Origin of the sequence: Halobacillus sp. Cin3 (assembly GCF_947311855.1) — a bacterium.
GTDB classification, from domain to species: domain Bacteria; phylum Bacillota; class Bacilli; order Bacillales; family Halobacillaceae; genus Halobacillus; species Halobacillus kuroshimensis.
The window spans coordinates 359852-375038 of sequence record NZ_CAMZMV010000003.1 but is presented as its reverse complement, the minus strand read 5'-3'; the positions used below and the strand labels follow the sequence as shown (position 1 = coordinate 375038).

Annotated in this window: 16 protein-coding genes; 7 read left to right on the top strand and 9 right to left on the bottom strand. The window is 47.9% G+C overall.

Annotated elements, in window-relative coordinates; translation table 11 throughout:
• The first annotated feature begins 137 nt into the window (after window positions 1-137).
• A complete protein-coding gene (locus QMA39_RS12510) occupies window positions 138-980 on the top strand; it encodes a lipoate--protein ligase family protein (protein WP_027954682.1) in 843 nt (280 codons plus the stop codon).
• Window positions 981-1000: 20 nt separating this feature from the next.
• On the opposite strand, the gene QMA39_RS12505 is transcribed toward QMA39_RS12510, so the two are convergent.
• From QMA39_RS12505 to pta, 4 genes are all read right to left on the bottom strand, one after another.
• Window positions 1001-1717 carry an ABC transporter ATP-binding protein gene (locus QMA39_RS12505; RefSeq protein ID WP_027954681.1) on the bottom strand — a complete coding sequence of 239 codons (717 nt, stop codon included), beginning with the start codon at window positions 1715-1717 and terminating at the stop codon, window positions 1001-1003.
• A gap of 1 nt (window position 1718) precedes the next feature.
• Window positions 1719-3359, bottom strand: coding sequence for an iron ABC transporter permease (locus QMA39_RS12500; RefSeq protein ID WP_281658936.1), 1641 nt, complete (start codon window positions 3357-3359; stop codon window positions 1719-1721).
• A gap of 154 nt (window positions 3360-3513) precedes the next feature.
• Window positions 3514-4626 carry a Fe(3+) ABC transporter substrate-binding protein gene (locus QMA39_RS12495; RefSeq protein WP_084163071.1) on the bottom strand — a complete coding sequence of 371 codons (1113 nt, stop codon included), beginning with the start codon at window positions 4624-4626 and terminating at the stop codon, window positions 3514-3516.
• Between the two features lie 183 nt (window positions 4627-4809).
• The gene (gene pta, locus QMA39_RS12490) at window positions 4810-5781 is read right to left on the bottom strand and encodes a phosphate acetyltransferase (protein WP_281658935.1); all 972 of its coding nucleotides are present in this window, start codon (window positions 5779-5781) and stop codon (window positions 4810-4812) included.
• Window positions 5782-6038: 257 nt separating this feature from the next.
• Here pta and hemQ point away from each other — a divergent pair, with 257 nt between their 5' ends.
• The 4 genes from hemQ to QMA39_RS12470 all read left to right on the top strand — a co-directional run bounded on the left by hemQ (window position 6039) and on the right by QMA39_RS12470 (window position 8241).
• Window positions 6039-6776, top strand: coding sequence for a hydrogen peroxide-dependent heme synthase (gene hemQ, locus QMA39_RS12485; RefSeq protein ID WP_027954677.1), 738 nt, complete (start codon window positions 6039-6041; stop codon window positions 6774-6776).
• Between the two features lie 210 nt (window positions 6777-6986).
• A complete protein-coding gene (locus QMA39_RS12480) occupies window positions 6987-7409 on the top strand; it encodes a cell wall hydrolase (protein ID WP_027954676.1) in 423 nt (140 codons plus the stop codon).
• A 22-nt stretch (window positions 7410-7431) separates the two neighbouring features.
• Window positions 7432-7935 carry a spore coat protein GerQ gene (gene gerQ, locus QMA39_RS12475; protein ID WP_027954675.1) on the top strand — a complete coding sequence of 168 codons (504 nt, stop codon included), beginning with the start codon at window positions 7432-7434 and terminating at the stop codon, window positions 7933-7935.
• A gap of 36 nt (window positions 7936-7971) precedes the next feature.
• Window positions 7972-8241, top strand: a complete 270-nt coding sequence (locus tag QMA39_RS12470) for a hypothetical protein (protein WP_242520288.1) — start codon at window positions 7972-7974, stop codon at window positions 8239-8241.
• A gap of 3 nt (window positions 8242-8244) precedes the next feature.
• Here QMA39_RS12470 and QMA39_RS12465 read toward each other — a convergent pair whose 3' ends face one another.
• The 5 genes from QMA39_RS12465 to QMA39_RS12440 all read right to left on the bottom strand — a co-directional run bounded on the left by QMA39_RS12465 (window position 8245) and on the right by QMA39_RS12440 (window position 13222).
• On the bottom strand, window positions 8245-8613 hold the full coding sequence (locus QMA39_RS12465; protein WP_281658934.1) for a DUF423 domain-containing protein: 369 nt from the start codon (window positions 8611-8613) through the stop codon (window positions 8245-8247).
• Window positions 8614-8628: 15 nt separating this feature from the next.
• Window positions 8629-8925: a DUF5327 family protein gene (locus QMA39_RS12460; RefSeq protein ID WP_027954672.1), complete on the bottom strand. Its 297-nt coding sequence runs from the start codon at window positions 8923-8925 to the stop codon at window positions 8629-8631.
• Between the two features lie 559 nt (window positions 8926-9484).
• Window positions 9485-10822 carry a sodium-dependent transporter gene (locus tag QMA39_RS12455; RefSeq protein WP_281658933.1) on the bottom strand — a complete coding sequence of 446 codons (1338 nt, stop codon included), beginning with the start codon at window positions 10820-10822 and terminating at the stop codon, window positions 9485-9487.
• A 430-nt stretch (window positions 10823-11252) separates the two neighbouring features.
• Window positions 11253-11561, bottom strand: coding sequence for a hypothetical protein (locus QMA39_RS12445; protein ID WP_027954669.1), 309 nt, complete (start codon window positions 11559-11561; stop codon window positions 11253-11255).
• Window positions 11558-13222 carry an AarF/UbiB family protein gene (locus QMA39_RS12440; RefSeq protein WP_281658931.1) on the bottom strand — a complete coding sequence of 555 codons (1665 nt, stop codon included), beginning with the start codon at window positions 13220-13222 and terminating at the stop codon, window positions 11558-11560. Before QMA39_RS12440 ends, QMA39_RS12445 begins: the two co-directional genes overlap by 4 nt.
• Window positions 13223-13405: 183 nt before the next feature.
• Between QMA39_RS12440 and QMA39_RS12435 the strand changes: the two genes are divergently transcribed.
• Window positions 13406-14305 carry an N-acetyltransferase gene (locus QMA39_RS12435; protein WP_281658930.1) on the top strand — a complete coding sequence of 300 codons (900 nt, stop codon included), beginning with the start codon at window positions 13406-13408 and terminating at the stop codon, window positions 14303-14305.
• Between the two features lie 17 nt (window positions 14306-14322).
• Window positions 14323-15186, top strand: coding sequence for a fructosamine kinase family protein (locus tag QMA39_RS12430; RefSeq protein WP_281658929.1), 864 nt, complete (start codon window positions 14323-14325; stop codon window positions 15184-15186).
• Window position 15187: the final 1 nt, after the last annotated feature.

Below are 15187 nucleotides of genomic sequence, written 5' to 3'. Positions count from 1 at the left end.
TCTCTTCCCTGTCCCTATCCCTTTTTGCCTGAAGACTTTTTTAACCCATCGGAGATTTTACATTGGTTCACTTATTCATGCAACAACCGATATTTGCTATAATAGATGGTGCTGTATGTAAAGGAGTTCGAATGTGCATGAGTACAATCCATACCTTATTAAAAACCAATACCTACCGCTTCATCGATCAAAGCAGTCTTGGACCTTCGTTTTCAGCTCTTCAGTCGTTCGCCATGGACGACACCCTGTCCATCTCCGTCGGAGAGCGCATCAGTCCGACGACGGCCCGCTTATGGGTGCATCATAATACCGTCGTCCTCGGAATTCCTGATGCCCGTCTGCCTTACATCGATGAAGCCATCGAATATTTGAAAGCCGGCGGCTACCAGGTCGTCGTCCGTAACTCCGGCGGCCTTGCCGTCGTGTTGGATGAAGGTGTCATGAACCTCTCCTTCATTTTCCCAGACTCAAAGGAAGTAAACATCCATGAAGGCTACGATGCGATGGTCTCATTTATCCACTACCTGTTCCAGGATGTGACTGATGAGATTGAAGCGTATGAAATCACCCGGTCCTACTGTCCGGGCACCTATGATCTCAGCATCAACGGGAAGAAATTTGCCGGCATTTCCCAACGCCGGGTGAAAAACGGGTCCGCTGTGCAGATCTATCTGGATGTCACGGGGAGCGGAGCTGAAAGAGCCTCCCTGCTGAAGCACTTTTATGAAATTGGAAAAAGGAATGAAGAAACACGATTCACCTATCCGGATATCGAGCCGTCTGTCATGGCTTCTCTCAATGAGCTGCTCGACACCCCCCTTACTGTAGCGGATGTCCGGGACAGAATCTTGACGAAGCTGTACGAACTTTCCGGCCACATTGTGACCGATCCACTGAACGACACGGAAATTGAATGGTTCCAAAAACGGTTCGATCAAATCGTCAAACGCAATGAAAAAGCGCTCGACCACCTCCGCTGAGGATGTCGAGCGCTTTTTACCTATTTCAGCCGAACCAGCTCAGGCTTCTGACTCTCTTCTTCACGTGTCGTACATAAGGAGTCCCAATCATAAGATGCCCCATCCCTCATCGTAACCATACGGTCTGCCAGGGCGCGGGAGTCCTCCCGGTCGTGCGTCACAAAAATGCAGGTCGTTCCTGTTTGCTTAAGAATGGCTTTCAGCTCGTTTCTTATTTTCACCTGCAGATCCGCATCAAGGTTACTGAATGGTTCATCTAACAACAGCAGCTCCGGTGCCGGCGCAAGCGACCGAGCCAAAGCGATCCGCTGCTGCTGTCCTCCGCTCAGTTCATGGGGATACCGTTTTGAGTAGTCTCCCATGTTCACAAGCTCCAGCACTTCCTGCACTCTGCGGCTGCGATCCTTCCTCTTCCACGCTTTCAATCCGAATTTCACATTCTCATAAACCGTCATATGCGGAAACAGTGCATAATCCTGAAAGACAATGCCGATCCCTCTTTTTTCAGGAGCTACAAACGTCCGGTCATCTGTCATCGTGCGGCCTGCGATGTGGATCGTCCCTTTTTCAGGGATTTCCAAACCACATAGGAGGCGGAGGACGGTACTTTTCCCACTGCCGCTCTCTCCCAGGATGGAAATGATTTCGCCCTGTTCAATATCCAGGTTAAAATCGTGGACGGTTCGTTCTTTCGAGTTGGTATACCCAAAACAGAGATCTTTGATTTCAACATACATATCAATTCGACTCCTTTTCTAAGACCTGATGAAAAATAAAGACAGCGGCTGCACTGATGAGGACTATGATAAGAGAAGACAACGCCGCTTCATGAATCTGCTCATCACTGGCATATTTAAAAGCATTGGTCGACAGCGTTCCAAAGTTAAACGGACGCAGGATCAACGTGAGCGGAAGTTCTTTAATGATCTCAATAAAGGCAAGCAGAAACCCGCTGATCAGCGGTGCCCGCAGCATTCTTACGTCCACTTTAAAAAAGGTCTTCGTCATATTCATCCCCAGCATCCGTGAGGCTTCTGTATATTTGTTTCCGATTTTATCAAAGCCGGATTCAACGGAATTGTAGCCAATAGCCAGAAACCGGATGATATAGGAAGATATCAGGATCACTAAACTGGTGCTTAAAAACAACCGGCTTTCCACCCCTGTCATTTCATAGAAACGGGAAAGTACACTGTCGAGATCAATAAACACGGTACTGATGCCGACCGCAATGACCGCTCCCGGGATCGAATAGCCGAGAATCGTCACTTTGGCTGCAGATTTCGAAAGCCGGCTTTGATGCGTCCGGGCAAAGTTGCCGATGATCACTGCAAAGAAGACAATAAGCAGGGCCCCCGTCAAGGATACGAACAGGGAATTCCAGATCAACGTTAAAAATTCAGACGAAGCCACTTTTTCGAAGGTTAAGAACATCCAGTCTACAAGCTGAATCAAAGGGATGAGAAAACCGAGCAGAAAGATGGCCAGACAATAACTGAAAGCCGCCCAGCCTCGCCCCCCGCTTAATGGAATGGCACGGAGCGGCCGGGCTTTTGCCGTCGTAGCTGCGTATTTCTTTCGGCCTCTCAGCAATTTCTCCAAAATCAGGATAGAAAAAACGATAAACATCAATGTCGCTGATAATTTAATCGCTGAATTCAAGTCATTCATGCCGAACCATGTCTGGAAGATGGCCGTACTGAATGTAGGAACGCCAAAGTACTGGACGACACCATAATCATTCAGAACTTCCAGAAGAACGAGACTGACGCCCCCGACAACGGCTCCCCGGGAAACCGGCAGGACCACCCTGAAAAACACTTCCAGCGGCGAACCTCCAAGCAGACGTGCGTTTTCTATTAACGATGCTGACTGATTGGCCAGAAAAGCTCTTGTAATCGTATACACGTATGGATATAGAAAAAGAGTGAAAATAAAAACAGCACCAGGAAGATTGAGAATATCAAAGTATTTCTGTTCCACTTCGATGCCCCACGTATTCCGGAGTGTCGTCTGAATCACCCCTGTGTAATTCAATATCCCGTTATACGTGTATCCGGCAATATAAGGCGGGATGGCAAGCGGTAAAATAAGCGCCCACTTAAAAAACTTTTTCAACGGGAAATCATAAGCAGAAATCAACCAGGCGAGGCTTGTGCCTATGATAATGGTCAACAGCCCTGTGAAAGCAATGAGCAGACCAGTGTTTTTCAATAAATCCGGAAGTATATATTCTGTAATATGGCCCCAATTTTCGGCTTTTTCTGTGAAGAAATTGAATAAGATCGTCACATTGGGGATGAGAATCAAGATGACAATAATGAAACTGAGTATTGACCAGCCATTTCTATAAGCAGGAAGTCTTCGCCGTACATTCAAAGAGGACACGTCCTTTTCCACCAGTCCCTCAGCCTTGAATGAAAAAAGCCTGGAGGCTTGCTTCATTCAAGGTTGAGTCCGTAATAATGATAACAGTTCTCAACTGTTTTGTATAGAAAAAACCGCATCATGACGGGCATGATGCGGTTCGTTCTTATTTCCAGCCGACTTCATTCATAATCTGAATGGCGCGGTCGTTGTTTTCTCCAAGTTCATTCAGGGAAATATCCTGCTCTTTGAACTCACCCCAGCTTTGAAGCAGTTCAGAAGCTTCGACGTCTGGATTTACTGGATATTCGTAGTTGGCTTCAGCAAATTGCTTCTGCGCTTCCTCACCAGACAGGAACTCAATGAATTTCTGAGCGTTTTCAGTATTCTTGCTGCTTGCTGTCACACCAATGCCGCTGATGTTGACATGTGTTCCTGTAGAATCCTGGTTCGGGAAGATGATTCCCAGCTGTTCAGCTACTTTCACTTCTTCCTCATCTTCTGAGTTCAGCATTTTCCCAAGGTAATACGTGTTCATAACCGCCACATCACCCTCACCGGCAGCGACAGCTTTCGCCTGGTCACGATCTCCTCCTTGAGGATCACGAGCCATGTTATCTACGATTCCCTGTGCCCATTCCTTGGCAGCGTCTTCGCCCTCCGTTGCAATCATAGAAGCAACAAGAGACTGGTTATAGATGTTTGAGGACGAACGAATCAAGACTTTATCCTGGTACTCCTCGTTTGTTAAATCCATGTACGTTTGAAGGTTTTCTTCATCAACACGCTCTTTGTGGTAAGCAATGACACGCGCACGCTTGGTCAGACCAAACCAGTTGTTATCCGGATCACGGAATTTCTCCGGAATATTTTCATTCAGTGTGTCGCTTTCCAAAGACTGAAGCAGATCCTGCGATTTCGCACGGTGCAGACGACCGGCATCAGCGGTGATCAGCAGGTCGGCTTCAGAAGCCTCTCCCTCACGATCTAGACGGGCGATCAATTCGTCATCATCCCCTTCAATGACATTGACCTCGATTCCCGTTTCTTCTGTAAATGTATCATAGAGCTCCTGATCTGTATCGTAATGACGACCGGTGTACAGATTTACTTCTCCACCCGTTTCTTCAGAAGCGTTCTCTTCACTTGTTTCTTCTGTGTCTGCTGTTTCCTGATCAGAAGATGTATCTTCCTCCTGTTCTCCCCCTCCGCATGCAGCCAGTACGAATACGGAAAGTAGAAGCGTTAACCCTAACATCAACCATTTGTTCCTCATCATGTCCACCCCTGTATATAAATTTTAAATGATAATGATTTTCATTCCAGGTATTATTTTAATGGAATCCTCTCCAAAGTCAAGCGTTTTCAGCACATTCCCGCTTCCCACTGCAAACGTTTTAAGCAAGTACCAGAAAAAAAGACTGCCGGCCTCCAGGCCGGCAGTCTTTTTTTCTGCGTTCTATTATAGAGATTGAGCTGCTGTAATGATGGCCAGCTTGTATACGTCATCTGCACTACAGCCGCGGGAAAGGTCGTTGACCGGCTGGTTCAGACCTTGCAGGACAGGACCTACCGCATCAAAACCGCCGAGACGCTGAGCGATCTTGTATCCAATGTTACCTGCTTCAAGACTAGGGAAGACAAACGTATTCGCTTCGCCTTTCAGAGGGGAATCCGGAGCTTTTTTCTCGGCAACGGACGGAACGAAAGCAGCATCGAACTGGAATTCACCGTCAATGACGAGGTCTGGATTCTGTTCTTTGGCGATATTCAATGCTTCTGCTACTTTTTCTGTTTCTGGTGATTTCGCAGAACCTTTCGTGGAGAAGCTGAGCATCGCTACTTTAGGATCCACATCGAACAAGGCAGCTGTTTCCGCACTCGCCAGCGCAATTTCAGCAAGATCCTGGCTGTCCGGGCTGATGTTGATGGCACAATCAGCAAAGACGTATTTCTCGTCTTCACGGACCATGACGAAGACACCGGAAGTTTTCTTAATGCCGGGTTTCGTTTTAATGATCTGAAGAGCAGGGCGTACTGTATCCGCTGTTGAATGAGCCGCGCCGCTGACAAGACCATCCGCTTTGCCCATATATACGAGCATCGTACCGAAGTAGTTTTCATCCTGAAGAATTTCACGGGCTTTTTCTTCCGTCGCCTTGCCTTTACGACGTTCGACGAAGCTTGCTACCATCTCGTCATATTCAGGGTAGTCCTCAGGGTTCAACACTTCAGCGCCTGAAATGTCCAGACCCAGTTCATCCGCTTTCTGTTCTACTTTCGCTTTATCTCCGACTAGTACAGGTGTGATCATACCATCAGCAGTCAGCTGGCCTGCAGCTGTAAGAATACGCTCGTCCATCGCTTCCGGAAGTACGATTTTTGTACCTTTTCCGTCAATTTTAGCTTTCATTGTATCAAATAGGTTACTCATGCTTAACCCTCCAATTTTCATTTCTGTTATATATGATAAAGTCTTTTGTGTATAAATGAAAGGAATTCCCTTCAAATTTTCTCCTTCCATACGGTTCTGTCCAGTTTATCTGTACCCGGAAACGCCATCCGTCATTCCTTCATTTAATTGTCACAGGATATCGGCCCCCTCTGTAATGCCTGAAGATCAAAATATGTTATATTGGGAATGTGAAATTTTTAACTAACGACTTGCTATACAAAGGAGCGAATGATCCTATGCCAGAAGCAGTAGTAACGATGGATGGATGGTATTGCCTTCATGATTTCCGCACATTGGACTGGACAGCCTGGAAGTACGCCTCCGAGGAGGAGCGTGGAGAGGCCGTTTCCGAATTCCGTGAGCTGATCGGACAATGGGAGCACACGGAAGAAAACAAGGAAGGCAGCCATGCCCTCTACACGATTGTCGGTCAAAAAGCTGACTTCATGATGATGATTCTCCGTCCGACGATGGAAGAATTGAATGAGATTGAAACAGCCTTCAATAAAACGAAACTGGCTGAGTTTACCACTCCAGCTTATTCTTATGTCTCCGTTGTCGAGCTCTCCAATTATATGGGAAGCGCCAACGAGGAAGATCCTGAAATCCAGGCCCGTCTTCGTCCGAAGCTTCCAAAATGGAATCACATCTGCTTTTATCCAATGGACAAGCGCAGACAAGGCAATGACAACTGGTACGTGCTTGAAAAAGACGAGCGCGCGAAGCTGATGTATGCCCACGGCATGACCGGCCGGCAGTATGCCGGGAAAATCCGCCAGATCATCACCGGTTCCATCGGTTTTGATGACTGGGAATGGGGCGTCACCTTGTTTGCTCACGATGTCCTTCAATTCAAAAAGCTCGTGTATGAAATGAGATTCGATGAAGTCACGTCCCGCTACGGCGACTTCGGCTCTTTCTATGTCGGAAACCTTCTGAAGCCGGAAGCTGTTGATCAATTCCTGAAAATATAAGATCCATGAAACTGTCCGGGGAAACCCGGGCAGTTTTTTATTTCACAGGCTATTCTTTTTTATTGTAGCTCTGTTTTATGAAGCGAGTTTTTACGATATGTTAAGGTTCGATGGATGCACCCGGGTTTATTTCTTTCATATCCAGGGAGGGTCCGTACATATAGTGATAAAGAGCATGCAAGCATGCCTTTCGTAAAGCGAGGTGACAGCGTGGCTGTTATTCCTTCCACTGAGGCTGACGTGAAGTTACTGGCACGGCTGATGCGGGCAGAAGCCGAGGGTGATGGAGAGCTGGGGATGCTGATGGTTGGGAACACAGGAGTGAACCGCGTGCGCGGAGATTGTATTGATTTCACGGATATCAACACCATCCGCGATATGGTCTATCAAAGTCCAGGAGGATTCGAAGCCACCCAGAAAGGTTATTTTTACCAGAGGGCGCGGGAAAAGGATATCCGCCTGGCCAGAAAAACGATCAAAGGGACGCGCTACCACCCTGCCTCCAACTCCCTCTGGTTTTTCAAGCCTTCCGGCGACTGCCCTGAACAATGGTTCGGACAGTGGAATACAGGCCGCTATAAATCGCACTGTTTCTACTCTCCGACCCGGTCCGACTGTCCAAGTGTGTATTAAATTCCTGTAAGGAGTGATTCAATTGGCACAAAAACCACAATCCGGAGGCCAGGGACAGCCGATGTACGGGCAGATGTCCTCCCCTTATTATGGTCAGAGCCCTTATATGTACCATTATCCCAGCGCCCCCTATTCCAACCAGGGGATGCCTCAAGGACAGCAAGGAGGCGGTCTCCAGGTTCCGCCTATGCAGCAGGGAACGTTCAAAGGTGGAGTGAATCCACCGAACATGCTTCCTTCTGAAGAATCCTACATTGAAAATATTCTCAGGCTCAATGCCGGCAAACCGGCAACGGTGTACATGACCTTTGAAAACAACGACCAGTGGAATGCAAAAATCTTCAAAGGAGTCATTGAAGCTGCCGGAAGGGATCACATCATTCTAAGTGATCCACAGACTGGGAAACGCTACCTTCTGCTGATGGTCTACCTTGATTACATTACCTTTGATGAGGAAATCAACTACAACTATCCATTCGGCTCCGGATCCAATCAGGGGATGGCCAACTACCAGTCCCGCCCTTAAGCCTGAACTCGCTATTTCGATAGCGGGTTTTTCACTATGAAAGGAAAAGGTGAGCGGATGAGACCTCCTTATGAGAACTACCAGCGGGCCTTGCTGGGAACCCTCCTTCTTGCGGTCGTCCTGGCGGTCCTGGCCTTGTTTCAGCTGGAACATCAATGGCTCGTTCTTCTTTTATTCTACGTGCTGACAGCCGGTTTTGTATTAGAAGGACTTGTTGCCATGAAAAAGCAGCTGCAGATCGAAATGATCATCCAGCTGCTGCGTGCCTTTATCATTTTTGTGTTTGCAACCATTCTTTATTTCTGACGATTACAGATGCTTGATGATGGCATATCCAAGCAGAATCCAGCCAATTAGGAATGATAAACCACCGAGCGGCGTGATCATGGCAAACGTCTTGATTTCTGTAACGGCATAGATATAGAGACTGCCGGAGAACAAGAGGATGCCAATCAAAAAGAACCAGCCGGCGCCAGTCATCATTCCGGCTTGGATTCTGCCCATCAATAATGCTGTACAAAACAAAGCCATCGTATGGAACATTTGATAATCCACGGCTTTGCCCCACTGATCCAATCCTTTTTCAGATACTTTCCCTTCCAGACCATGAGCTCCGAATGCTCCCAGAGCTACAGACAAAAATCCATTCATAACTGCGGCGATCAGTAAAAACTTCATATTGATCCTTCCTCCCTAGAAATCAAAGATAGACGGCCCGTTGGCCTCTTCATGATCGACGGCCGTATCAGGCTGGGACTGTTTCACAGGTGCCTTGTCCGCCCCCATCATTTTCCTTATTTCTTCTGCGGTCGGTTCATTCACCGAAGGTTCCGGACGACCTCCCTGTGACTCTTCCTCCAACAGGAGTTCCGCCAGAAGCTTCACAGAACGGACATGCTCCCTCACCTTCGGCTCATTTCCATGCTGAAGCATCGCTTCCTGTATTTCATTGGCCATTCTTTTTAGAACACTGTGGTTGGTTACTGCCATTTTATAAACTCCTTTACTTACATAAAAATGGGACTCTGTCGTAGTTTAACACGTCTCTTCCCCTCCTGTCCCATCCCCTTTCCAATGTTCAAACAAAGTTCCAAAACGCTTCCATAAAAAACCTCTCTAACTAAAATGCATAAAGGTGTATACTCTCTTCCTCAAAACCTTTCTCCTCCAAACTCGATTAAGGGGGGATGCTGCTTCTGTGAGTCTAAGTCCTTCTCAAGAAAAAGACGTTGATGAACAGCCATGGATAAAGGATGTCCGCGCCTAGCCCGAATAGCTGTATGAAGATAGGTCTCCCGCACAGCATAACGGTATATAAAAGAGGACTGTCTTTTGTTTAACAAAAGACAGTCCTCTTTTTGCACATGACTTGGTTCGGTCACGAGAAGCGTTCGGTGGTGACGCCTGCGGGAACAGCGCGAGCCGAAGATCCACTTGGTCAAGTGATCTTCCTGACCAAGTCAGCTGAGGCCGTGCCCGCGGCAAGCATCCACCGATAAGCGGAACGTGACCGGAAACACAACGTAAGAACAGTTTCTAGTCAGGTTTATTAAATAACGCCTAATTTGTTCAGGAAAATCAGGAGGATCATCACTGGTGCGACGAACTTCACGAGATAGTACCAGATCTGCCCGATGCTGGATCCGGTGAAGTCTGTGGCTTCCAGAGCTTCCGATTTAGAGAAATACCATCCGATCAGAAGGGCCATGGAAAGACCGCCAAGCGGCAGAAGAATGTTGGATGCAATGTAATCCATGGAATCCAGAATGTTCAAGTCACCGATCGGCGTGACGCCTGACCAGATTCCGAAACCGAGAGAAACCCCGATTCCCATGACAAACATGATCGCTCCCATGACAACACTTGTAGCAAACCGTGTCCATCCAAGAATCCTCATGAAATAGGCCGTCGGCACTTCCAGTATAGAAACCGAAGAAGACAGAGAAGCAAGAATCAAGGCAAAGAAGAAGACAAGCCCTACTATTCCACCCATCGGCATCTGTTCAAAAATACTCGGCAGTGTAATGAATACGAGCGGCGGACCTGAGCTTGGATCGATCCCGAAGGCAAAAACCGCCGGGAGTATGACGAGGCCTGAAATCACCGCAAAGAAAGTATCCATGATCCCGATGCCGAGGGCTGCACTCGGCAGTTTGTTTTCTTTTCTCAAATAGCTTCCGTACGTGAGCATCGCTCCCATACCAAGACTGAGAGAGAAGAACGCCTGCCCGAGGGCGGCGATGTAAATGGACGGATCACTTAGAGCGGTCCAGTCCGGCTGAAACAAGAACTTCACTCCTTCAGATGCCCCATCCAGGGACAAGCTGAAGAAAGCCAGTCCAATAAGAATAAGGGCAAGCAGCGGCATAAAGATCTTGTTGGCTGCCTCAATGCCTTTTTTCACCCCGCTCAAAACAATAACAATCGTAAGAATCATAAATAAGGCTGTCCAGGCAATCGGATGCCAGGAATGACTGATAAACTGACCGAATGCCCCTTCGTAACCGACCTCCGGAGATGTAAAATAAGATCCATTTAAATAATTCCAGAAATAAAAGATCGCCCAGCCGGCTACGACGGCGTAAAAACTCAAAATTAAAAAGGAACTGGCAATGCCGAAAAATCCTGTCAAATACCACGGTGTGTTTGGTGCCAGCTTTTTAAAGGAACCGACAACATCACTCTCTGCTTTTCTACCGATACTCACCTCAGCAAGCAGCAGCGGGACCCCCAGTAAAATGACGAAGGCCAGGTACAACAGCAGAAAGGCTCCTCCACCATTATTTCCTGCTACAAAGGAGAACCTCCAAATGTTCCCGAGGCCCACGGCCGAACCCATGGCCGCCAGCATAAACCCAAGCTTCGTCCCCCACTTTTCTCTTACCATTCTTCCTCAACTCCTCTCCAACTCTTTCTATGATGTTCTGATAAATATTCATCATAATATCATAGATTTGAGAATAGTTGATATAAAATCAGAAATTTCATGAAATTTACAGTTTAAAATCAATTTTAGTTTGTTTCATTTGGACAGAAGAAACGTTTTCCCGATGTTTTTCCTCATATTTCATACAGGGCGAACCAGAGGAATGCAGCACCACCTGAGAGGGCATTTCCTTCGATTTGAAATCGTAGGCACTGCAGGCTCTCGGAAAAGCGGGATTCCATGTCGTCCGGAAATGCCGGCACCGAAAGCAGTTGATTTTCTTCAAAGAAACCCTTCCTTTCTACCATGATGTGGTAAAAGCATAGCATATCCGGTGGGCCCGGGCATAAATAACAGCCCTGCTTCACTCTTATGAATCAGGGCTGTTATTTTAGTACCCGCGTTCCTTTTCAAGACGCTGAATACGCGCTTCCAGTTTTTCATATTCTTCACGGGAGACAAAACCAAGTTCGTTCATTTGATCCTGGAACTTCGCCTTCATCTGTTCATTCCACTGCTGATCCTTTGTTTGACCTTTGGCCATCCACGCCTGCATCCGCTCATTCACCATGCTCTTCGCCTGCGAAGGACTGATCTCCCCGCGCCTGACCATATCATTGACAAGCTTCTCGAACTTCTGTTTTCCACTGACTGCGGCTCCAAGACCTAAATGAAACCCTTTTTTCAATAAGTCATTCATGTTCGATTCCTCCTATTATGAGTAAGCTTCCGCAGCATATGCACGTGATTGATGGAGCTGAAAATAAATCCGGCTGCACCGGTCCCGAAGATGCCCCCACCGATCCACCAGCTGGGAAGGACTTCAATAACGCCTGTATAAAAGAAAGCAGCGGTTCCGATCAGCATGATGATAAACGAAAGCAGTGTCATAAATAAATAATATTGGTGGAACAACTGATTTTTCTGCTGAGTCGTTTTCCACTCTCTTTCCTTGTCCCCGTCCTCCAAATATTCAACCAAAGCCCGCGGGAGAGAGAGCAGCGGTCTCGCTGTCTCCTTCAACACATCCGTGTAAAGCGATGAAGTAGAATCCTTTCCGGATACCCATTCCTTAATGACCGGCCGTCCCCAGGCAATCAAATCCACTTGCGGATAGATTGTACTCAGGACACCTACGACAATAGATGCCGCACGTCCAAGAAACGCATAGTCAGCAGGCAGCTGAATCGGCTGTTCTTTAACAAACTGCTGCAGATCTTCCAGCATGTCATTCATCATATGTGCATCCAGCTTGTCAAAGTTCCCTTCCAGGTACATGTCTGTTGTCTGCTTCAGCAGTTTCTTCACTTTTTCCGTATCCGCTTCCGGCAGAAGAAAATTCATTTCCTGCAAGGCTTCAATCACCCTGTCATAGTCGTCCAGAATGAACCCTTGGATCATTTTACGTATGGAATCGGCATCCTCCTTCCGGATTTCCCCGACCATCCCGAAGTCGAGAATGACCACTGTGCCGTCCTCTTTAATCATCAAGTTGCCCGGGTGTGGATCAGAGTGGAACATCCCGGCATATAAAAATTGTTCGATACACAGTTCAAACAAAATATAAGCAATACGGCTCCGGTCGATCCCCTGCCTCTCCATAAAGGAGACATCCGTAATCTTGTGCCCCTCCACCCACTCCATGACGAGTACGCGTCTTGTCGATAGGTCTTCATAATAATGCGGCACCTCGACATCCTGAAAATCACGGAACCGCTTTTGAAAAGCCCGTCCGTTCTCCAGTTCCATCGTAAAATCAAGTTCGTTGCTGATGACACGGACGACTTCCGTATAAAGGGCCTGGAGATCCGCTTTTTTTCCATAAACGGTGAACCGGTTGACGAGCCAGAATACAATTTTCAAAGCCTTGAAGTCCATCCGGAATGTATCACGGACTCTGTAGCGCTGCACTTTAACCGCCACCGGCGTCCCATCCTTCAAGTACGCTTTGTATACTTCTCCAATGGATGCAGAGGCCACCGCTTTTTCATCAATGGAGTCCAGGTGTTCATCGAGTGAGGCGTTCCAGTCTTCTTCAATCGTTGTTCTGGAATAGGAAAACGGGACGGGCTTCACACGATCGACAAGCCCCTCCAATTCTTTAATGAAGGATGGCGGCAGAAGATCACCACGAGAGCTGAGGAACTGTCCGAACTTTATCAGCAGCCCGCCGAGGGCGACCGCTTTCCTCCGATACTCTTCCGCCATATCCGCCAGCATCATCTCCCATTTCCTTTTCGTCTGCTCATCCCAGATCCGGTGTCTTTTTTCGAACCAGAAAATGCGGAGCAGAAAACGGACGGACATCCAGACAATAACTGTAATACGGTAAATGGCTATGTATTTTAATCGCTGATGCATTCGTCCCGCCTCCTTTCCATGCTTCTGTATCTTACTTTTCCCCGCAAATCCACAGGTCAACCCTGCCATTCGACAATCGCGCAGTCAGACTTCGGCAAATGACGGCCGCCCTGCAGAAAGGCAGCGCTTGCACTTTTCTCTGCTATTGTGTGAAAATTCATGTATAACGAAAGGATGAGTGCAATGATTCAGATTCGCGAGCTGGAAGTCAGGGAACTACATACGGCAGCCGAGTGGCTGTATCAGATGAATGGCCAGGACCGCCATTATGTGGCCTGGATGGCTTCAGAGAAAAATGAAATCTTCGAGCAGATCTGGACGTTAACCCAGTTCACGGAGCCTTTAGCTTATGTCGCTTGGGAAGGTTCCGAAATCGTAGGATTTTTAGGCATGGTCCCTTTTTTCGAGCAGAAATTCTGCCGCCTGCTCGGCCCTTTTGCGCTAAAAGAAGAATCCGACGTCATTGAACGCTTATGGGACAAAGCTTCTCTGACTGCCCAGCTTCATTTTGATGCGGTTAAAGTAGCCTGCTATGGAGCGAACGAAGAGTTGAAAGCTTTCGCTGAAACCCATGCGTTCGAACTTTACAACGTTGAAAAAACATTGGTCCTCTTCCAAGCCCATTACAAGGCCGCGGAGTCCAAAAAGACGCCGTCGATCTTCCAGCTTCAGGAACAGGATAAAGAAAGACTGGACAAGCTGCATCCAGATGCGGCGTATTATACGACAGAAGAAATGTTTCACCTTTCACGCCAGCAGGGGAACTATATATGGGGATATGGCAAGGAGGGAGCGCTCGCCGGGTACCTCTACTTTGAAACGATCGCAGAAGGGGAAGAAGGCGAAATCTGCTTTGTGAATGTCCATCCTTCCCATCGAAACACCGGCATCGGGACAGAGTTGATGGAACATGCCCTGCAATATGCGTTTTATGCCCTTGAACTGCAGGCGGTCACCCTATCTGTCCGCTCCTTGAATCCCCAGGCTGAAAAGTTGTACAAAGCTATCGGTTTTCAGGAGCTGAACGAAATACATGCGTATCAGAAGGTATTCACACCGACCCCACCTGCTCCGCTTCATTAATGGAAAGGAGACCTTTGATGGATATCATCGAAAAAACATTGAGCACAATTGGAGATGAAAGCCGGATACAGAAGCAGACCGCCGTCAGTGGTGGTGATATCAACCAGGCGTTTTACGTACAGACCGAAAGACAGGCATATTTTATAAAGACGAACGCCGGTGTCCCCTCACACTTTTTCCAGGCGGAAGCCGAGGGGCTGCAGACGATTCAACAGACCAAGACCATCCGCGTCCCGAGCGTCTATCATTACGACATGCCTGAAAACAGGGAGCCTGCCGCGCTTGTGATGGAATGGATTGAATCCGGGAACCGGAACGATCATGCAGCCCTCGGCCGTCAGCTTGCTCATATGCACAAGCACACAAGTAATTCGTATGGATACGGGGCTCCGACATTTGTCGGACGGCTCGATCAGCCAAATACGTGGGCCCCTTCCTGGGTGGACTATTACCGCACCTGCCGGCTGGGAGCACAGCTTGATATTGGAATCTCCAAAAAACGGATGACGAACAAACGAAGAAAGCGGATGGAAGCATTGATGAGCAGACTCGACCAATACCTCCCCGCTCATCCCGAAGCCTCCCTGCTCCACGGTGATCTATGGGGCGGCAATTACATGATGGATGAGCACGGACAGCCGGTTTTGATTGACCCTTCCATTCTTTACGGGGACCACGCTTTTGAACTGGCCTTCACAGAAGTCTTCGGCGGCTTCCCGGCTGATTTTTACAATCATTATCAAGAGGTGTTCCCTCTGCCTGAACAATACGAGGAAATCAAACCTCTGTACCAGCTCTTTTACCTGCTTGCCCATCTCAACATGTTCGGAGAAAGCTACGGTCCGGCTGTGGACCGCATTCTAAAGCATTATACAGAATGAT